The sequence below is a fragment of the Granulicella tundricola MP5ACTX9 genome, assembly GCF_000178975.2.
In the GTDB taxonomy this organism is placed as follows: domain Bacteria; phylum Acidobacteriota; class Terriglobia; order Terriglobales; family Acidobacteriaceae; genus Edaphobacter; species Edaphobacter tundricola.
Window position 1 is genome coordinate 3,567,778 of the sequence record NC_015064.1, and the last position, 19,901, is coordinate 3,587,678.

Annotated in this window: 13 protein-coding genes and 2 pseudogenes; 11 read left to right on the top strand and 4 right to left on the bottom strand. The window is 56.5% G+C overall.

Features of this window, described 5'->3' with window-relative positions; genetic code table 11:
- Positions 1 to 2: 2 nt before the first annotated feature.
- Positions 3 to 1,490 (bottom strand): TolC family protein, encoded by a 1,488-nt coding sequence (locus ACIX9_RS15440; RefSeq protein ID WP_013581431.1) that lies wholly within the window; start codon positions 1,488 to 1,490, stop codon positions 3 to 5.
- Positions 1,487 to 3,091, bottom strand: a complete 1,605-nt coding sequence (locus tag ACIX9_RS15445; protein WP_013581432.1) for an MFS transporter — start codon at positions 3,089 to 3,091, stop codon at positions 1,487 to 1,489. Before ACIX9_RS15445 ends, ACIX9_RS15440 begins: the two co-directional genes overlap by 4 nt.
- A 165-nt stretch (positions 3,092 to 3,256) precedes the next feature.
- Here ACIX9_RS15445 and ACIX9_RS15450 point away from each other — a divergent pair, with 165 nt between their 5' ends.
- Positions 3,257 to 4,126 (top strand): LysR family transcriptional regulator, encoded by an 870-nt coding sequence (locus tag ACIX9_RS15450; RefSeq protein WP_013581433.1) that lies wholly within the window; start codon positions 3,257 to 3,259, stop codon positions 4,124 to 4,126.
- A gap of 321 nt (positions 4,127 to 4,447) precedes the next feature.
- Here the strand turns inward: ACIX9_RS15450 and ACIX9_RS15455 are convergent, their stop codons facing one another.
- Positions 4,448 to 6,577 carry a prolyl oligopeptidase family serine peptidase gene (locus ACIX9_RS15455; protein WP_013581434.1) on the bottom strand — a complete coding sequence of 710 codons (2,130 nt, stop codon included), beginning with the start codon at positions 6,575 to 6,577 and terminating at the stop codon, positions 4,448 to 4,450.
- Positions 6,578 to 6,842: 265 nt separating this feature from the next.
- Between ACIX9_RS15455 and ACIX9_RS27755 the strand changes: the two are divergent.
- From ACIX9_RS27755 to ACIX9_RS15510, 10 genes and pseudogenes are all read left to right on the top strand, one after another.
- A pseudogene (locus ACIX9_RS27755) lies at positions 6,843 to 7,262 on the top strand (DUF2924 domain-containing protein).
- 59 nt (positions 7,263 to 7,321) lie between these two features.
- Positions 7,322 to 7,677 (top strand): annotated as a pseudogene (locus ACIX9_RS27010) (recombinase family protein); the annotation flags it as partial.
- Positions 7,678 to 7,740: 63 nt separating this feature from the next.
- A complete protein-coding gene (locus tag ACIX9_RS27015) occupies positions 7,741 to 8,061 on the top strand; it encodes a recombinase family protein (RefSeq protein ID WP_232298872.1) in 321 nt (106 codons plus the stop codon).
- A gap of 1,615 nt (positions 8,062 to 9,676) precedes the next feature.
- Positions 9,677 to 10,294 carry a DUF433 domain-containing protein gene (locus ACIX9_RS24880; protein ID WP_157477605.1) on the top strand — a complete coding sequence of 206 codons (618 nt, stop codon included), beginning with the start codon at positions 9,677 to 9,679 and terminating at the stop codon, positions 10,292 to 10,294.
- Between the two features lie 12 nt (positions 10,295 to 10,306).
- On the top strand, positions 10,307 to 10,726 hold the full coding sequence (locus ACIX9_RS15480; RefSeq protein WP_013581436.1) for a DUF5615 family PIN-like protein: 420 nt from the start codon (positions 10,307 to 10,309) through the stop codon (positions 10,724 to 10,726).
- 1,109 nt (positions 10,727 to 11,835) lie between these two features.
- A complete protein-coding gene (locus ACIX9_RS27020) occupies positions 11,836 to 12,531 on the top strand; it encodes an ISL3 family transposase (RefSeq protein ID WP_232298731.1) in 696 nt (231 codons plus the stop codon).
- Between the two features lie 15 nt (positions 12,532 to 12,546).
- The gene (locus ACIX9_RS27025; RefSeq protein WP_232298732.1) at positions 12,547 to 13,350 is read left to right on the top strand and encodes a transposase; all 804 of its coding nucleotides are present in this window, start codon (positions 12,547 to 12,549) and stop codon (positions 13,348 to 13,350) included.
- Complete coding sequence (locus ACIX9_RS15495) at positions 13,298 to 15,910, top strand: ATP-binding protein (RefSeq protein ID WP_083808461.1); 2,613 nt, start codon at positions 13,298 to 13,300, stop codon at positions 15,908 to 15,910. Before ACIX9_RS27025 ends, ACIX9_RS15495 begins: the two co-directional genes overlap by 53 nt.
- Positions 15,894 to 17,393 carry an argonaute/piwi family protein gene (locus ACIX9_RS15500; protein WP_013581438.1) on the top strand — a complete coding sequence of 500 codons (1,500 nt, stop codon included), beginning with the start codon at positions 15,894 to 15,896 and terminating at the stop codon, positions 17,391 to 17,393. The genes ACIX9_RS15495 and ACIX9_RS15500 overlap by 17 nt, the downstream gene beginning before the upstream one ends.
- 661 nt (positions 17,394 to 18,054) lie before the next feature.
- Entirely contained in the window at positions 18,055 to 18,534 is a 480-nt protein-coding gene (locus tag ACIX9_RS15510; RefSeq protein WP_157477607.1) for an NIPSNAP family protein, read from the top strand.
- On the opposite strand, the gene ACIX9_RS15515 is transcribed toward ACIX9_RS15510, so the two are convergent.
- The gene (locus ACIX9_RS15515) at positions 18,531 to 19,889 is read right to left on the bottom strand and encodes a M48 family metalloprotease (RefSeq protein WP_013581442.1); all 1,359 of its coding nucleotides are present in this window, start codon (positions 19,887 to 19,889) and stop codon (positions 18,531 to 18,533) included. The two genes, ACIX9_RS15510 and ACIX9_RS15515, sit on opposite strands and share 4 nt — an antisense overlap.
- Between the last annotated feature and the right edge of the window lie 12 nt (positions 19,890 to 19,901).

Genomic DNA, 19,901 nt, shown 5'->3' on the forward strand with positions numbered 1-19,901 from the left:
GGCTACTGGACTCCCAAGTAAGTGGTGTAATCGCGCTCCGCGGTTCCCGTGGAACGAACCAGGAGGAGCTTTGCGAGATTGTGTGCGTAGACGCTTGCGATATCGTTGTCTTCCGCGCTGGCAACGGCCTGCTGGGCCTGGATGAGCTCAAGGCTATTCGAAACGCCAGCCTCGAAACGATCCTTTGCCTGGCGAAGACCTTCCTTGGCCAAGTGCAGGTTTGTCTTCGCGACCTCTACGCTAGTATCGGCCGCCCGAAGGTCGAGCACGGCAGAGCGCACGTCGTACCGGGTGCGCTGCTGTAGATCCTGATACTCAGCTTCACGGCGATGAAGAGTGGCTTCAGCGGTCAGCACATCCGCTTCGATGCGGCGGCCGGTGAAGATCGGCACGCTCAGGCGGCCGGCCACTTCGTAGGTTCCGTAGGCATGTCCGAAGTTGACGCCCGTTTCTCCGCCGTTCGCCTTGATCTCAAGTTCGGGAAGACGCTTCGCAGTCTGCGCTTTGACAAGCTGCTTTGAATACTCCACGCGGGCGGCAGCGGCCTTCAGGTCCTGCCTTGAGGCGGTTGCCTCTTGAACGAGCGTATCGAGATCCTGCTGAGGTGCCTTCGTGAAGCCGAGGTCGGTGGTCAAGGTGAACTCCTGCTCCACGGGTAGACCGATGATGCGGGTCAACCCGAGCTTGTCTTTTTCAAGCCGCACCTGAGCGAGAGCCAAGCGCTGTTCTGCACTCTCTCTCGTCACGGTTGCGCGAATCGCATCGATCTCCGGAGAAACCTCGCGCTTCACCCGATCCTTGAGCAACGATTCCAGCGCCTGGGACGACGCCTGCTCGGCCTGCGCTTCCTGCACCCTCGACTGGCTTGCAAGCACTTGCAGGTAGGCGCTCGTCGAAGCAAGCACAACGATATTTCTTGCATCCGCTAAAGACGCTTCGCTTACCTGCTCCTCGGCATGAGAAGCCTTGACTTCGTGAAGCGCGGAGATGTCCAGAACCTTCTGCTGAAGAGAGATGTCGGCAGTCTGATAGTTGAAGTTCCCGATCATGTTGGGAAGACCAAGCTTCTGAGCACCGATGGTGTTCAGCGGGAAATCCCTGAAAGCTCCGATGAGCTCGGCGTTCAGTTGTGGGAGCAGCACCGACAGGGCACGCATTCTTGCCGCGCGCGACTGCGCGTGTTCCTGCTCCGTATCGATCAGGCCCAGGTTTGCCTTCAGGCCAAGATCAACGACCTCGGTGAGCGAGAGCGGAAGCACGCCTAGAGTAAGCGGTCGGGTGGCGACGCTGCCGAGGTAAGGATTTTGCGCTTGGACAGCCAAGGCACTCGGGTTCGTCGTGTTTGTACCGGGGTCAAAGGGACGTGGCGTAGCGATGCTGTTTGAGAGTGGGCTGTTGCTGCTCGTACTCTGTGCATCAATCACTGGCGCAAGGAAGACGAGGGCGGCCCCCAGCAGGGCAATTTGATTTAGCAGTAATTTATTTTTCATAGGGATGACTCAATAACGTGCCCGCTGAAAGGCTTCAAAGAAGCTGCGCCTTCTGGATCTACCTTTGCGGGAGAGGTGGCTTCAAGCGATGGCAGTAGCGGTAGAAACAGTAGCATCGCCGCGGCCAACGCGGCCATGGCATAGAAGACGTCGGCGAAGGTCAGGACCAGACTTTGCTTTGTGATGATCCCTGCTACTCGGCGAGCGTTGTTTGGATCGATCGTCACGCCAAGGATCGAAAGATCGCGACTGAAAAGACTTTCGATCAGTCTCGAGGAATGAAGAGTGGCCCTGCGATCGATCAGAACAACCACCGCGGTGACGCCCAGAGAAGCACCAAGCTGGCGGGCGCCATAGTAGATCGCGCGAGCGCTGGAGGCATGCTTGTCCTCCATCCGGATAAACGCGGCCAGCGCAAGGCTGGGAACAGAGATGCCAACGAAGATGCCATTCAGGACCAACGGAATCCAGAGATTGCGGTCGGGGGTATCGCCGGTGATGATGTAGCCGAGCCACGCCATGGAGAGCATCTGGACGAAGAGGGCGAATGCCATTACGGCCTTTCCGCCGACCTTCATAATCACTTTGGCTAATTGGGGCACGATCAGGAGCATCGCGATTCCCGCAACTCCGCTGATCGACATGAGTTCGCCGGTCTGCAACGCTGAGTGCGATTCAACTCGCCGCAGGTACTGAGGCAACACATACAGGCTGCCACCCAGCAGCATCCCAAGCACGGCGCCAAGGACCGCGGCCGAGAAGAGTCCACGGTCACGGAGTTGGGCGAGGTGCAACAAGGGTCCGCGATTGCGCGGTGCAAACTGCCAGGCGACAAAGAGGAGGTTGCAGGCGACGCCAATGGTCGTGAGCAAGATTATCCTGTTCGAGCCGAACCAGTCATCGATCTCACCGCGGCTCAAGACCGTCTGCAGGGAGCAGATTCCCACGAGCAGGAGAGCGATGCCGAGAATGTCCGCGCGTTGCTCCTCAATGTCATCACTCCAATACGGAGCGGCGTAGCGATGAAACAGCCAAGCCGCAAGAAGCATCACCGGTACATTGGCAACGAATAAGAGCCGCCAGCTCAGGACATCGGCGAACCATCCAGACAGGATCGGCGCTAAGAGCCGACCGATGAAGAAGAAACCAGCGCCGTAAAGCCGAAGACTGCCTGCGCGGTCCTTCCGCTCGTATTGGTGCGTGATGAAGACCAATGTCCTGGCCAGGAACACCCCGCCGGCGAAGCCTTGCAGCACGCGGAAGCAGAGGAATGGGGCAAGCGTGGAGCTCTCCGCGCAACCGAGGGAGGTGACTGCATACAGGAGGCACGCAAAGCTCATGAGCCTGCGATTGCCGAGCAAGTTCGCCAGACGGTGCGTGAGCGCGACAGAGACAGCAAAGGCGGTTCCGTAGAGTGTGATCGCCCAGCTTGCCTCATCGGCGGAGGAACCTAGCGTCCCCGTAAGATCCGTCAGCGTGACACTAAGCCCATTTCCAGTCCACTGCTCCATCCCGGTAGCCAAAGTGAAGGCCAGCAGGGTGGCACCGATGGCTCTCGACTCATGCTGTGTTTCGGTGAACCCGCCGGAATTGTTATTCATTTGCCGCACATCCCTTTAGATCATGTGGCGAATCATTGGTTCCAATACTATCTAATGGTGTTTATCATCATTTTTATTGATGCATCGTCGACAACATACCTAGAATCAAAAGTGGAATGGCTGTTCAATGGAGAAAATGCCTGAATCCGCCTATGAGGGCCCTACATGATTGAGAATCGGCATCTCCGCTACTTTCTTGAGGTCGCACGCACACTTCACATCACGCGCGCTGCTGAACGCCTTCATATCGCTCAGCCCGCTTTGACTCAGAACATGCAGCAGTTAGAGCAGGAGTTGGGAGTTGAACTCTTCGAGCGCAAAGGAAGACGAATCTCACTTACAGAAGCTGGGCGCGTCTTCGAGCGTGAGGCGGAACACAGCCTTCGCGTGTTCCTGGGCGCACAACTCGCGGCTCAACGAGCTGTCCGAGGAGAGGTTGGCAAGGTCGTCATTGGGTTCCAGAGCACTGCCGGCCTCACCGTCATCCCTCACCTGCTCAAGCAACTTGGCAATAAGTATCCAGAGATCGAGGTTGCGCTCCGGGAGATGGGTACGTCTGCGCAGCGCAAAGCGCTTCGACAAGGCGAACTAGACGTGGCGATCATGTACACGCTGCCTGACGATGAGTTTTCTCATCATGAACTCACACCGGAGCCACTGGTCATTGCTCTTCCTGAGTCTCACCCGCTCGCAGCCCGAGACTCAATTGCGGTCAAGGAGCTTGCCAAGGAAAGATTCGTCCTTCCCGCTCCAGAAGTGGCAGAGGTTCTGTACCACGCAGTCCTGGCAGAGTGTGCCGATTCAGGTTTCCAACCTCTCCATATCCAGGAAGTTTCGACTGCACAAACCGCCCTCGGCATTGTTTCAGCCGGCTTTGGAATCTCCATCCTTCCAGCCGCGATCCAAGCGCTGCCTCGTAAAGGCGTCGTGTTGAAACCGATTCGCAATAGTCGGCTCCAGGTTCAACTGGCTTTGATGTGGCCTGCTGATCATGCATCTCCGATCATTCCCAAGCTGCTTGAATGCCTGCTCTAGGCAGTTCTGATGTGTGACAGGAATGCCATACGCATCTGCCATCGACGCCTACCGCTTCAACGTACCGTTCAACCGACACCAAACGATTCCCGTAGAGGGGCAGCTCAGGTTCGCTCTCATTGGTTTGTAGGGGAGGAAGCAGTTCATATTGAACCTCTCTCTGGTTGATGACCCTGCTAACAGGGAAGTTAGCAGCGAATCTGCACCCTATTTGCCAGTTCCTCAACAGCAAAAGCCAACAATGAATGGGTTGCAGTGCGACCCCGGCGACTTCCCAGACTTCATGTGACCTCGCTCAACCCTTGGCAGCCTTGAGCCTCGTTACTTCATTAATTTTTCCTTCAGATACACAAAATTCATCGCATCCGTGTGCGCTGTCTGCTTGGAGTCCGCACCGCTCCCGTGGCCACCCTCGATCACCTCATAGAAGTAAAAAGGCTCATGAAATTCAGCCATCTTCGCGGCGAACTTGCGGGCGTGCTGGGGGCCGACGCGGTCGTCTTTGGTGGTCGTCCAGATGAAGGGTTCGGGGTACTTTACGCCGGGTTTCAGCTGATTGTAGGGGGAGTGCGCGAGCCAGAAGGCCAGCTCGTCGGGGTGCGAGACGGAACCGTACTCGCCGGACCAGCTGGCGCCGGCGGCGATCTTTTCGATGCGCATCATGTCGAGCAGCGGGACCTCGATGATGACTGCTCCCCAGAGATCGGGCCGCTCTGTCATCTCCACGCCCATGAGCAGGCCGCCGTTCGAACCGCCCTGGATGCCCAAGTGCGGCGTGGAGGTGATCTTGCGGCGGATGAGGTCCTCGCCGACCGCGGCGAAGTCGTCGTAGATGACCTGGCGTTTGGTTTTGAGGCCGGCTTCATGCCAGGCGGGGCCGAATTCGCCGCCGCCGCGGATGTTGGCCAGTACGAAGACCCCGCCCTTTTCCAACCAGAGCTTACCCGTAATCGCGCTATAGCTCGGGGTCTCCGAAACCTCGAAGCCGCCGTAGGCCGTCAGCACGGTGGGATTGGAGCCGTCCAGCTTCATATCTTTGGGGTGCACGACGAAGTAAGGCACGCGGGTGCCGTCCTTCGAGGTGGCGAAGAGCTGCTCGACGGTGTCGCGGCTGGCGTCGAAGCGTGCGGGTGCAGTCTTGATGGACTTGAGCGAACCGGTGGCGGCATCGCCGAGGTAGAGCGTTGTAGGCGTGAGAAAGCTGGTGACCGAGAGCACGAAGCGGCTGCTGGTCTCATCCGTGGAGACGACGCCGACCGAGGAGTTTTCCGGTACCGCGAGCCGTGTGTGCGTCCAACCCGCAGGGCCGTGGCTGTACAGGTAGGCGCGGCCCTGGACATTATCCAGCGTGGTGAGCAGGAGGTGATGGGGCGTGGGTGCTGCACCCTCCATGAACTCCTTTGCCGAGGGTGTGAAGACGATCTCAGGCTTCAGGTGGGCGGGGTCGCGCAACAAGTCTTCCAGCTTTACGGCGGCGAGGGAGCCAGCCTTGATGACAGCGCCTGTGTCAGTCGTCCAGTCCTCGTGCGTGTCGATGAGCACTTGGCCGTCGATCATGCCGCCGAGGCCCGCCTTGGGAGGGATGGCCAACTGCTTGAGGCCTCCGGGGGTCTCCACGAAGGTCTGGTTGGTGAAGAAGGTGACGCCGCGGTGAAAGACCACCAACCGGTGGCCGGAGGCGTCATGCATCACGCGAGCCGAGGAGCCGACCTCGTCGGTTGGCTGGCCGCGGAAGATCTCTGCCGCCGACTCCAGGGGCGTGCCGCGCTTCCAGCGCTTCACCACGAAGGGATAGCCGGAGTTGGTGAGCGTGCCGGGACCCCACTCCCGTGCGACCAGGAGCGTGTCCTTGTCCTGCCAGCTGACGCTCTGCTTGCTGTGCGGCAGAACGAAGCCACCATCGACGAACTTCGCGGCCTTCAGGTCGAACTCGCGTTCGGTGACTGCGTCTTCGCCGCCGTTCGAGAGGCCGGCGAGGCAGACCTGGTCACCGGGGTAGAGGCAGGTTACGCCGCGCGGCACCCATTTGGCGCTTTCAGCTTTGTTCAGCGCGTCGACATCGAGGACCGGTTGCCAGTGCGGCGTGGGGGTCAAGTAGTCGGCCAGCGACGTCCGGCGGAAGAGACCGCGCGGATGATCCTTGTCGCGCCAGTTGTTGTAGACCACGTCGCCCTTGAGTCCGGGCATGGCCAGCTTGTCCGGATCGTCAAGCACGCGCAGGGCGTCGGCGTAGTCGGCGGCGAAGCGCGGGTCGGCCTCGAAGTGGCTGGAGGAGCGAGTGTTTTCAGCGTTGACCCAATCCATGGAGCGGGCGCTGGAGACGTCTTCGAGCCAGAGGTACTTGTCTTCCGGAAGTTGCGGCGACTGCGGAGCAGGGCTTTGGGCGTGCGCGCCCGCCGACATGATGTACACAAGCAACACACTGCAACGTGCCAGATTCCTGAGGGTCAACGCTGTCCGCCTTCTGTCGTACCTGAATGGCAATATTCTACGACAAGGTTTCGAGTTCGAAATAGAGACGTCTTCCTGCCAGGCGGATTGATCGCGGTGGGTCAGTCTTCATATTTGCCTAGGGAGCTTGAACAAAGGTGTGCATGAAGCTGTCTTACATCGCCCAACGGGCAGTAGTGAAATCACCCACGAGTGGCTAGGTCAGAACGGTTTGACCAGGACAGCACTGTTGTACGGAACGTAGCAGGTAACGGTTGCTCCAGACGTGCTCAATAGGACTGCCGGAGCGAACAGCAAACAGCTACGCAAGCTATGGCTTCAGCAGATTGGGGCGCCAGCCAGCCTGAGGCTCAGGCCCTCAATGATGCGACCGGTGCTCGCTTACAAGATTCAAGAGCGTGCCTATGGAGGCCTTCGAAGTGAGAGTGAGAGGCAATTCGCAAAGGTGCTGAGGAGCCTTAAACCCGACAACCGGCAGTCCGGTAAGGCAAGCTCCCGATTCAAAGCGGATACGCGCATCGTTCGCGCGTGAAGGGGAACAACATACGAGGTGACGATCACGCCCGACGGGTACCGGTACGAAGGTCTCATGTACAAGCGCCTGTCGCCGATTGCCAACCTAATCACCGGCAGCCGCTGGTCGGGGCCAGTCTTCTTCGGGACGAAGCTGAGGGAGGCGAAATGAACCCGTCGCCCAAGCGCTGCGCCATCTACACCCGTAAGTCCTCAGAGGAGGGCCTGGACATGTCCTTTAAGTCTCTGGACGCCCAGCGGGGAGCCTTTGAGGCCTACATCCTGAGCCAACTGCACGAGGGCTGGACAGCAATCTCAATCATGTACGACGACGGAGGGTTCTCAGGCGGCAACATGGAGCGGCCTGGGATGAAGAGGCTTCTCGCTGCCATCGCCGCCGGCCAAGTAGATACAGTGGTCGTCTACAAGGTGACCGACTCACCCGATCACTAGCTGACTTCGCGAAGATTGTGGAAGCTTTCGACAGCAAGGGAATCAGCTTTGTCTCCGTCACCCAGCAGTTCAATACCACCAGCTCCATGGGACGCTTGACTCTCAACGTGCTGCTATCCTTCGCTCAATTTGAGCGGGAGGTCACCGGGGAACGTATCCGCGACAAGGTGGCCGCTTCGAAGAAGAAGGGCATCTGGATGAGCGGTAAGGTGCCGCTTGGCTATGACCTCGGCCAGCGCGAATTGATCATTAATCCTGAGGAGGCTGAGCAAGTGAGGGAAATCTTCAGACAGTACCTGCGGCTCGGCTCGGTTCTCGATCTGGCTAAAGTTCTTAGGGCTTCCGGCGTCCGAAGTAAACGGTGGACGAGCCGAAAGGGTGTGACCTCGGGCGGAGTGGTCTTTTCCCGCGGCGGTCTGTACTACCTCTTAGCAAGTCCCATCTATATAGGCAAGCTCATCCACAAGGACAAGGTGCATGATGGGCTGCACGAGGCCATCGTTGATCGGGGAACTTAGGATGCGGTCAGAGCCATGATGAAGTCCCACGAGCCGAAAAACAAGGGCCGCCCAAGCTCAGACTCACAACGCTTCTTGAGAGGTCTGCTGTCTCTCCCGGATGATCGCCGGTTAGCACCGACTCACGCTACGAAGGGAAACCGGCGCTACTCCTATTATTTTGCTGATGCCGACGTAGCCTCAGGCGCCGCAGCAGCGCGTCTTCCCGCGCTCGAGTTGGAGCGGGCTGTTGTTGAAGCTCTCCGAGAATTGCTTGAAAATCCACTCCAGCTCTCAGAGCACTTTAGAAAGCTGCTCATTCGCGACACCCAGCGACTGCTGTCGTCTGCCCAGGAGAAGGGTTTACGAATCTCGGATCTTGCCACATCGGCATCTCGGATTCTGACGCGCTCCCTCTTACGCTGAATCGTTGTTGCAGACTGCGAGTTGAGCATCGAGATAGAACGTGCCAGCCTTGAAGCGGATCTATTGGACTCACCAAGTGGTCCAGTCTCAATGGAGCCCATCACCTTGAAGGTTCCCTTCGAGATGAGGCGACGGGGACAACAGGTCCGGCTTGTCATTACTGGGAGACACTCTGCTGAGACGGAACCTGTATCTTCACTGACCCGAGCAGTCGCGTTGGCGCGAGAGTGGGCGGACCGAATTGCAGCAGGTGAAGTCTCCGAGCTCAATCAGTTGGCCACAGAGTACCGCATCGAAAGGTCCTACGCGCAGAAGGTTTTCCGCTGCGTGGCACCTGCGCCTCAGCATGTTGAGGCTATCCTGAGCGGAAAGCATGATGCCGGGCTCACCTTTGTCGCCGCCACAGCGAAATTCCCCTCGAGTGGGAAGCCCAAACCCTTTAAATCAACCCTGATCGCCGCCGGGCTTTCGGACCCTCGACCTAGGGTACAGAGCCGTTCTTGGGCGCTTGCTGCCCAGACACGGGCCTATCGCAGGAGCATGGCAGCTTAGCCCCGTCCTATTTCCTGGCGGGCGCCTGACCGATTCCTGCTGATCGACAAAAGGGTGCAGGCAGGGGAGTCGGCTCATGCCCTTTGAAACGGCTTCCGACCAGATCGTGTCGCTATGCAACGACTTTGCGAGACATGAGTAAATGGACCCGCTGATCCCACTTCCCGGTGCTTGGCTTGCATCGTGGGGACGAGGAAAAGGAGAATCACGAAGCCGGACGCAGCCGTAGCCAGGCTGGACGTCTCTCCGGAGAAGAATCCAAAGCGCACAAATCCGTCATTGGCCGTAAAACTGGCAACATGGGCTAAAAGTTGTCTGGAGGGGCTATTACGGAAGATTGATTGGTGGACCTGATCGGGATCGAACCGATGACCTCTTCCATGCCATGGAGACGCGCAAAAGCTAAGTTATTGACGGGAAAGCAGTTATAAACCGGCAAAACCGGTACAACCGGCCCTCTGGGCGGTCTTTGACACAAACTTTTGGGCCGTGAGCTGGGTCGTGGCGGGCCAGCTCACAGGTTTGTGAACGTCACGTCGAAGACCGCGCGGTCGGACCTTCACACGTTCAGCTTCTCTAAACCACGACATCATTAATTATACTCAACGCTGAGAAGGATTATGATCATGGTGAGGGTTGATCGCCAATGGATTCGACTTTGGAAATTCTGACCACAAATGAAGCTGCAGTAGTCGCGGGAGTGTCGGTCGATGACGTGAACCGCGCCATTGATCGCAAAATTCTCCCAATCAGCCTCTATCGAACTACTGCGACTCGAACCGTAAGTCGAGATGCTTGTCTCTGGATTGCCTTCTGGTTTGAGACGGCTGATCTGCTGACGTCCGCTGCCCGGCAGCGGTTGATTTCGGAAGGGTCAAGCCGATGCCCTACCTGGGTTGAATTACGCACCTGTAAACTCCAAGAGTCGAGAGCAATCGAGGTCGGATTTCAAGGCCTTTGGGATGAAGTAAACGGTCGCCTCAATGAACTTGGAAGGGCTCAGGATATGGTCATCGAGGACCCAGAGATTCTTTCCGGTACGCCGGTGATTCGCGGGACTCGAATCCCGGTTTATGACGTGGCCAGCCTTATTGAGGCTGATACAACCAGCGTAGAGCTCAAGGATCTCTATCCACGCCTCTCGGAAGAACAATTCAAGCTGGCACAAGTCTATGCAAAGGCGCGGCCTCTCCGAGGCCGGCCAAAGCGGAGATCTCTGCCAGAATCACGCAGGATTTCCGTCTCGAAGAAACATCTTCGAGAGACCTCCGTATAGGAGGATTAAGTCGTGCAGAAACTGCTTATCGATGAGAACCTCAGCCCGAGTTTGATTGGGCAGGCTAATGACAAGGGATTCGTGTGCTCACACGTCAATTATCTTGGCCTCACGGGGCGGAAAGACTGGGAGCTGAAGGCTGCGATTCTTGATGGCGACTGGACGTTCATCACGAACAATGGAGTCGACTTTCGCGGACCTGCCAAGAAGCCTGGTAGCCAGGGGGTCTATGCGAATATTTCGCTTCACGCTGGACTTATCTGTATTGACGCTCCGGGCGGCCTAAACATGGAGAGTCAGAAGCGCTTATTCGATCTGGTTCTGTTCAATCTCGAAGAGCACGCAACTCTCACGAATCAAGTCCTGCAGGTCACGCTTTCCCCAGACGGATCGGTGGAGCTTTCTCGCTACGGGATGCCCGCCTCTATCTAAACGCTGAGATCGCTAGTTCCACTTCAATTCTTGCTGGAACTACGATGGTTCATCGAAGTGAGATCCGAGGCCAATCAAGTCGATTGGACAGAGCCAACACCTTAGGCACCTTCAATAGTCCGCTTTCGTTGAGCCGACTCATCGGAACCAGTGAAACAAAAACATTCCAAACTGCCGTCTGGGGTGTCCTTCATGGTGGCCTCAGCTTTCTACATGACAACTAACGCAACACATGCCGCCGACCCACTCGACACGGCGAGGCCGTCCGCACCATCATCAACGAAACCATTGACGCCACCGTCTTCGACCGCTGGCGCACCAACACCGACTACCGCCCCCGGAATCTGGGGGAAGGGGCGGGCGAAAGAACCTCGATTCCACCTCCATCGCCTCGACCGTACACGCGGATACCGGGGCGCAGGTCGGGCCGTAGCTTCCGGCAGCGTCACCACCGAGAATATCTCTATCTCCCGGATGGCGGCATTCCTTCCGGGTTCTTCGCGCCATCCGCAATAAGGCAGGTCTTCGCAGATGAGAGCACCTAGGAATTGCCCTCAGATATGCACAGCCAATCGAATGCTCGGGAAAGGTATGATGGTGAAGAAATAGCGAAATAGAGGTTTTAACTGTCGGAGGCGTCGAATCACCGATGCAAAGCACGATCGCGGTGGGAACCGTCGGACAGCTGTATAGCACCTTGATCGGGGAGCCGAGCCCGATCCTATTGTTAGGCGCTGGGGCTTCACTACGTTCCGGTATTCCCCTCGCGAGTGGTGTTGTTGAAAGAGCAGCCCGTTGGGCGTATCGACGAGAGCACGGGTGGACAGAGGAACATCCGCTTCATCGGAGTGACTGGGTCCCGTGGCTTGAAGAGAAGAACTGGTACGACAAACGGCTCGATCCAGCGGACAATTATCCCCGCGTAATCGAACATCTGCTGCGGCCACGACAAAGTAGAAAAGGCTCTTCCGTACATTTGGTGATTCTTTCCAGCGGCTCTTTGCAGGCGTAGCAAGGAGGTAGCACGCTGGAGGTTCCGGATGGTTCGAGGGACGCTGCTACCGAGCACTTCTGAAGTTGAATTGGTTTGTTTGCGGCCCAGGACTGGGTTGATTGAGGTTGAGCTTCGAACCTCTCGCCCTTTCTCTTGCTGCCCTGTCTGCGGTACGGCTTCGCGGCGGGTTCACAGCCGGTATCTACGCAGGCTGGGCGATCTGCCGTGGGAAGGTATTCCGGTCTCGATCCTGCTTCAGACCCGCAAGTTCTTCTGTGTTGTCGAGACTTGCCGCCGGCGCATTTTTACCGAACCGCTTTCCGGCACCGTGCTCCGCTATAGTCGGCGGACGCTGCGTTCTTGTGAAGCTCTGGACTGGATCACGGTTATGATCGGCGGTCAGGCCGGAGCTCGGCTGGCCCGTCGTCTCGGCCTGCTGGTCAGTGGCTCCACCTTACTGCGGCAGCTTCGTTGTCGCGCCCGATGTGCGCCGGTCGTGGCTCCGCGTGTACTCGGTATCGATGACTGGGCGTGGCGAAAAGGCCATCGCTACGGCACTATCCTGTGCGATCTGGAGAGCCGTAGGGTGATCGATCTGCTGCCGGACCGGGAGGCTGGAACTGTCGCTGAGTGGCTTCGGGAGCATCCTGGCAGTGAGATCGTGAGCCGGGACCGAGGCGGTATTTACGCTCAAGCCACACGGTTGGCCGCGCCTGGAGCCGTACAGGTGGCGGATCGCTGGCACCTGTTGCGGAACCTGAGCGAAGCACTGAAAAACGCGCTCAGTCCGCATCATCGACTGCTCACATAAGCAGCGAGAAGCAGCATGGGGGAGGTTCCAGGCGTCGTCACATCTCCGCAACCTTCGGTTCCGCCGTGGGAGTTACGGGCCAGCCTCCGCAACCGGGAGCGTCGCTTCAGCCGCTACGAAGAGGTGCATCGGCTGGGCCAGACAGGAGCGTCCCATGCTGCGATCGGCCGACAGCTGGGACTCGATCATCGCACCGTACGCAAGTTCCTCAGAACCGAGACGTTCCCCGAAGCGCAACGGAGCCCACGTCCAGGCATCGTCGATCCTTATGCCGAGTACCTCGACCGACGGCTTGAGCAGGGCTGCAGGAACGTGTCCCGGCTGTGGCGCGAACTGCGGGAACGAGGCTTCACGGGTCAACTTAACATCGTGAGACGCTGGCTTCGCTGCCGGCGTGGCTATCAACCGACCTCGGCAGCAGCCGCTCCACACAGAGCTGCACCACGTATCTCAGTCCGGCAGACGGTCTGGCACATCCTGAAGGAAACGCCCTCCGCTCAGACTTATCTTGAACAGGTCTACCAGGCTTCACCCGAGGTGTCTGTCGCGGCCAAGCTGGCCAAGGAGTTCTTCCGACTCATCACGCAGCGAGATCTTCCAGCCCTCACACCGTGGTTCGAGGCTGCGAAGACAACGGCACTGGCCGGCTTCGCCAGCCACCTGACCAGAGATCGAGATGCGGTTGAAGCGGCTCTCAAGCTCCCGTGGAGCCAGGGCCAGGTGGAAGGCCACGTCCATCGGCTCAAGCTCATCAAGCGCCAGATGTATGGCAGAGCCGGCTTCGACCTGCTCAGACTCAGAGTGCTTCACACCGCCTGAACAGGGCGGCCAAGAGCAGCCGCCCCAACTAAACCATCCTTCACCAAATGTACGGAAGAGCCGTAGAAAAGAGTTCTTTCAACAACTTGTAAGGCCGCAGGTTGACCCGAGTCCAGGTTATGAAAAGCTGGTCGAGTTCCTTCATCTAGGGACGATCCAGACGGTTCTTACGACAAATTTCGATTCCATCCTGCCACGGATGCAGACCATAAAGGGTCGACCGCACTACTTGACTTCCATTCAGATTCCCGCTGATCTCGTGAAGTTCTCCACCATCCCCCAAAATCCGCAACTCGTCTACCTTCACGGGTCTATCGACCATTACACGGATCAGAATTTGGTTGAAGAAGTACAGAAATTGGATCCTCAGCTTGTGGATCGTCTGCTTCCTCTGCTGCAAGACCATCCATTGATCGTTGTGGGCTACCGGGGGGCGGAAGCTTCGGTTATGCAGCATCTCCTGCTCCAGCACGCGACCGCTACCAATAATTTCTGCCATGGAGTGTTTTGGTGCACTGTCAAGTCTGAGACAAGGCAGAGTTTGCCGACATTAGTAGATGACTTTGCAAAAACAATTGGTTCCAACTTCACGCAGGTTGAAATCGATGGATTCGACGAACTGTTTTCACGCGATCTGTGGAAGTTGCATGAGAACGCTGAGTCCTTTCGAGAGACTGCCCGCTCAGCTGTGGGTTCTGGCCAAACTCAGTCGTTTGAAACTGAAATGCTGACGCCCCAGCAAACGGAAAAGCTTGAATGGTCGACCGTCACCGCGAGGATCTCAAGGTATTGTGAAACACTCAGAATCCGTTTCCCTGTCCATCCTGAGCGGGTATGGCTCACGGAGCAGCTGCATAATCTCAATCTCGCTGCATTCGACAATGAGCATCGAACCTGCATAACCAAAGCTGGCTATCTACTCTTTGGCAAGCATCCGCAGGACATCGTTCATCCTGGCAAGATCAAGTTGACGGTTCGTGGGACAGCAAAGTGGTTAGCTCGCGTTGGGAATGATGTAAGGGATGAGATAGCTTCCGGCGGTGAGACTGAAGAGTCAGTCGAAAGACTGATCGAAGGGAATCTGTGGTCTCAATACGACCAAGTCAATGACATCCTCAGCGCGTTCAATCGCCCCTTCCGTTTGAAGGGCGAATTCTCCGAGAACGTCATGCCCTATCCGCCCCTCTCTTTGAAAGAGATCGTGGTCAATGCTCTAGTTCACCGAGACTACGGGCGCGACGAACTAGTGGAGATTGACGTCGAGCCTACTCGCATACGCATTACTAATCCTGGTGGGCTCGTCGAAGAAGTGCGCCGAAGTGTAGAGAATGAATCCATAGAAGAAGAGATTAAACGGGGCGCTAGAGGCATCAAGGGTTACCGCAATCCGGTGCTAGCCGATCTGTTTTATGGGGGCGGCGTTATGGACAAACGCGGCTCAGGTCTAGCAGATGTTTATAAAGCTATTCGCGAAAACGGTGGCGAGATCCGTTTTGGCGCGAATGACGACAATAGCAGCTTCATAGTCGAAATCTTTTGTCGGCCTGAGGCCGTAGACGAAATCACAGGGACAGCGTCACCTTTAGTCCTCACATCAAGCCGGTATGCTAGCAACATTCTAGAGGTAACTGAAACGCCGGCCGAGTTGTTCCACGCAACCAGCACCTGCAAAAATATCAGTCAAATATGGGCTGAGCTTCCAGATCAGAATCTTCCCCCGTTTCTATTCTTGGGGGACAAGATTTATAGCTTCTATGAATTGGACAGCCGTCACAATCCGCTTCGGCATGTGATCGACAAAGGAACGATGGAAGAAATCTCGTTTGAGGAGTTCGTTTCGTTGGAGGACGGCGATCGCCGCCTGATATGGCTTCTTAACCTCACCCTCGAGCGGCATTTTTATGAATTGGGACTCATAACAGACAAGAAAAGAAAGCGAGCTTATTTTCCACGCTCTGAAGACGGTAGCGTGACCATGAATTACCAAGCCCGCCTGAAGCGAGCTACACGCACGGTCGTCAAGCCAAGAGTATCGTCGCGCACCGGAGTCGTAACCTATTGGGAACATCAATCAGTGAGCTATCGCTTCGAATGGTTAGGAGACATCATCGGTTTGCTGATAGAGCCAGGTTATGTGTTCACATCTGACGGAAAGAAAAAGCTGTTGGCTCCAGAAAGAGTCAACCGGTTATCAACGAAGCGCGCATCACGCGACTACAACAATGCCGTACACAATGACCTAACCTTTTGGAGCCGCACCATCTCCGGTGGAGAAAATGCATATTTCGACTTGAACCCTGGAAACTTCGGTGAGCGGAGGATCGAATCACAGGGACGAATCAGCACGAGGAAGAACGGAGGGTTGGAAGAGTTCATGCGGTCCGCATCGATCACGCTCTCGTCCCGGCTGCCCACTGTGACCACGACTGACGCTGCTCTCCCCGCGGATATAGAGGATTTTGGCGAGGTGAGTGAGCAGGATATGCAGGAATTAGATAGTGAGTTGATCGAGCTCGCGGAAAGCCAGGAAGAGGGGGCGTCGGATGTCTATCAAGATTGAGCTGACTGAATTACCGCCTCCTTTGCTTGAGTTTGGCAGTCCAGGCGACTTTACTGATCCACGAAGCGGCTTGAGAGAAGCCGGCCCTTTTGACCTTCGATTTGGAGCTGCGCGGAGCGAGAAAATTCTAGTGGGCTTAGTTGGCCCCAGAGAGATGGTTGACCGTACGGCTTTATGGCTTGAGAGGTGTAAGGGCGCGCTAGACGCTGACAATAGCCGTACCCAGTACCCGTCGTTCCCAGGCTTCTCTGCAATCTTCAGAGCTGACTTGATTACCGCATCGCACCTGACTGTTGCATTCGAAGGGTCTAATTCGGACTTGGATGTAGCTCTTGCACTCGTAGATCCGAAGCTTCGGTTCGAGACTGTCCTCGATGTCTTTTCAACCGGAATAAAGAGGCTTGCAGAGTCGGAAGCTACTCGCCCGGATGTGATTTTCTGCTGTATCCCGGATGATCTGATTGCGAAGTGCTGGTCCATTGAAAACTCGCTGACGGAGGAGGATCGTACAGCCGCAAAGGCTTTACGCAAGCGAAAGGTGGACAATCAATTAGCCCTCTTTGAAGCTGAAGCTATCGAAGAGCAGCCAGAAGACCTCTTACGAAGGGACTTCCGACGCGCGCTGAAGGCGCGTGCAATGCGCTCGCGAGTCCCAGTTCAGCTTGCGACTAATGGCCTTGTTCTCGATGGAGCCAGTGGTCAAGGCCCCGCGACGCGAGCGTGGAACAGTTGCGTCGGTTTGTATTACAAAGCGGGCGGCATTCCTTGGCGGCTTAGGGCTAACGGTCCGGAAACATGCTTCGTCGGAGTGAGCTTTCATCATCTTCAGACGACCAAACGTCATCTAGTCCACTCAAGCATCGCACAGGCTTTCTCAAATCAAGGAGAGGGTTTTGCATTGAGAGGGGGTAGCGTTGATTGGTCTGATGAGCAGGGCCGTGAAGTTCACCTTAGTAGTGAGCAGGCGGCACAATTGGCCGTGAACATCCTTGACGAATATCGAGACCGAACAGGCGGAATTCCATTACGTGTGGTGCTCCATAAGACTTCAATGTTCAGTGCCGCCGAGAGTCAGGGTTTCCGGGACGCGCTTTCGAGTGTTCCGGTTGTCGAGCTAATCAATTGGATGCCTACACAGTTTCGTCTCGTCAGGTTCGGCTCATATCCGCCAAACCGCGGCACCTTCTGCAGGGTCAATAACTCGAAAAGCTATATCTTTACCACCGGTTACATGCCAGAGCTGGGTACATATCCAGGACCTCACATTCCGGCACCGGCAGAACTCCGAAGCGATCTTCCTCAAGATTTGAGTGTCTCTGCGAGAGATATATTGGCGCTCAGTCGCATGAACTGGAACACGGCAGGCATCACTGGGGGAACTCCAGTTACGCTCGCGTTTGCACGGAAAGTCGGTGGCATTATGTCGGAGTTCGGTCAGAAAGGTGACGAAGAGCCTCTAACGTCCTTCAGATACTACATGTGAAGCACATAGAAGCGATTCGCATTGTGACGGGCGCTCTTTTCTCGGGATCACGAAGATCCAAGTTACGTATCTCTAAACTGGTCACATTCCGCACCGACCGGTTAAGAGTTCCTAGGTCTTTTGCGCCAAGTTGTCACGCGCCCCGGCACCGGCTAGCACACCCTCGCACCAAAAGTGTAGTTCTATAATGCAGTGATTCTGTTCGCTTCAAGAATTCTTTAGCACCCCGACCCCCACCCAACTCCTGCAGAGGTCCAAAACATGATTTTGGCTCTCGCCCCACTCCTCAATTGACGACTTCAGGCCAATGCACACATTGAGCAGTCGCTGAAGCGGAATAGATGGGATTAGTAACGAGAAAAGCCGCTCTCGTCATTGAGGTACCCCGCAGACCGCAAAAAAGGGGAATGGTGCAGGAAGGAGGAACGAGTCTGTTACAAAACTCAATCTCGCTTCGAAGGCTTCGTGAGGTCGGTTAGAACGCTCATCGCGCGCTCGAACGGCTTGCAATCGCCTGTCGCCGCATGAAGGATCAACGATCCTTGCACCCGCGAAATCCAATCCTCGGCGAACTGTCGCGCCTTCAACTCCGTCATGCCGCTTTCATGGGCAAGATGGGCAACGGCGTCAGTCCAATTAGCTGGATGCGTTCGCGGGTGTCGTGGCCGAGGCTCTTGCCGAGGATCGCGTGCATGTTGGCTTCAGCGCTCGAAACATCCGGCGAACGAGCAATCAAGGGGAAGAAATTGGGGGTGATGCCCAGGTTGCGCTCGTAGCACATCTTTACGAAATCATGGTGTACCACGCAGTTCCCGGCAAAGTGCAGAATCTTGAATCTGTCTTCGAGGGCGTCTCAGGATTACAGGACAAACACGGCCTGAAGGTGGTCGGATACTGGACTCCGAAATCCGAAGATCCTGCACGGCGAGACACCTTTGTGTACTTGCTCGATCATTCAGACAGGGCGACGGCAGAGAAGAACTGGCAGGCGCTCCATGCCGATCCTCTGTTCACGCCGTTCCGTCAGGCCGCTATCCCGCTGATCCGCCAGAAAGATAGCGAATATCTCGTGGATGCGGTGTACATGAGCTCTGCATTTTATTCATCATTCAAACGACGATCACGCTCCAGCGCTTCTTAGCCGCTATTGCGCGTCACGCTGGCGAGAAGCTCCTCATCGCTTAGCGTGGTTGCGTACTCCAGGACGGCATCAAGGAACTCCCGTGCATACCGTTCGATCGGACTGGTGTAGAGATACTCGCCAAGATTCATCAGTTCCAAGCGCTCAAGCCGGGCCTGAGCTCTCGGATGTGTGTCCATCTGCGAGCGAATGTTGAGCTGCGTGCCGAGCCGATCCCGCAGCAGCTCCCCGGCGCGTTGAATGAAATCCATGTAGAGGAACAGCAGGTACACGGAGCCGAGCGCCCGCTGGTAGTCGTGAAGGGACTCTACAACGTGCTCGACCTGACTTTCTGCTGGATCGGTTCGAGAGCTGTCGGTAACGCTACGAACCCGCTTGACCAACTTCGAGCGCATCAATCCGAGGGCAAAGGAATCCGCCGCGAATTCAAACTCGTGCCGAAGCACTGACACGTCCCGTCCAGCTTTCCGTTCCGCTTGGAGTCTTTGAGGGTGAGCGAGAGCGACGTGACCAAGCTCGTGCATCAGGACGAAATCCACTTGATCGTTGGTGAACCAATGAACCATCGTGCCGACCTTGTCCTCAAAAAGAATCAAAGAGGACTGCAAGAGCTTCGTAGCGGATATCTCCGACCAGAAGTGCAAGACGATCGGCGCGATCCCTTCCCAAGCCCGGCTCAGGCGGTTCGGTCCCGCCATCTCTCGCGTCGATTGGTAGTGCATCAAGTACCGGTTCAAATGCTTCAGGATCGGTTCGAGCGCATAGTTCATGCCAATGACGGGATCATTCTCCAAAGCGAAGGTGGTCGCATTGAACTTCGCCTTCTTCACCAGCGTGCAGGCGACACGGTCAAGCCCGAACCGTGAAACGTGCTCTGACGGCAGGTCACCCATCACCCTCAGGAACGCTAACCGTCCCCAGTACGGCAGAAGTGCTGTCGGCGAGGAAAATTGCTTCGCCAGGTCGAGCGCTGTTTGCACAAGAACTTGGTGAAGAACGTGGTCGTACGAGGCGGCAAAGCGGATGTCGTTATTGCTCGTAGGCGCCGGCCAACTGTACTGGAACAAAGATCGCAACGCCAAGAAGATCATCTCTTCCGGCCGGATCGGTTCGGCCGCATGCAATCCAGCAATGAACTCTCGTTGCGCTTTACTGAGCCCTTCGAAGGCGAGGTAATCGACGACCTGGAGCTGCTCCAAATCCATATACATGGTGGGCTTGGGGCCGCTTCCCATTACCTGATGAACTCTGAGGATCACCTGTCCCTGAATCTCGCTGAGCTCATCCCCTGGGACCACGGGGTTGCAAAGTTCAAAATCAGTCTGGAGCCATCGAGCGTAAGGGTTGTCTGTCATGGGCGATCCTGG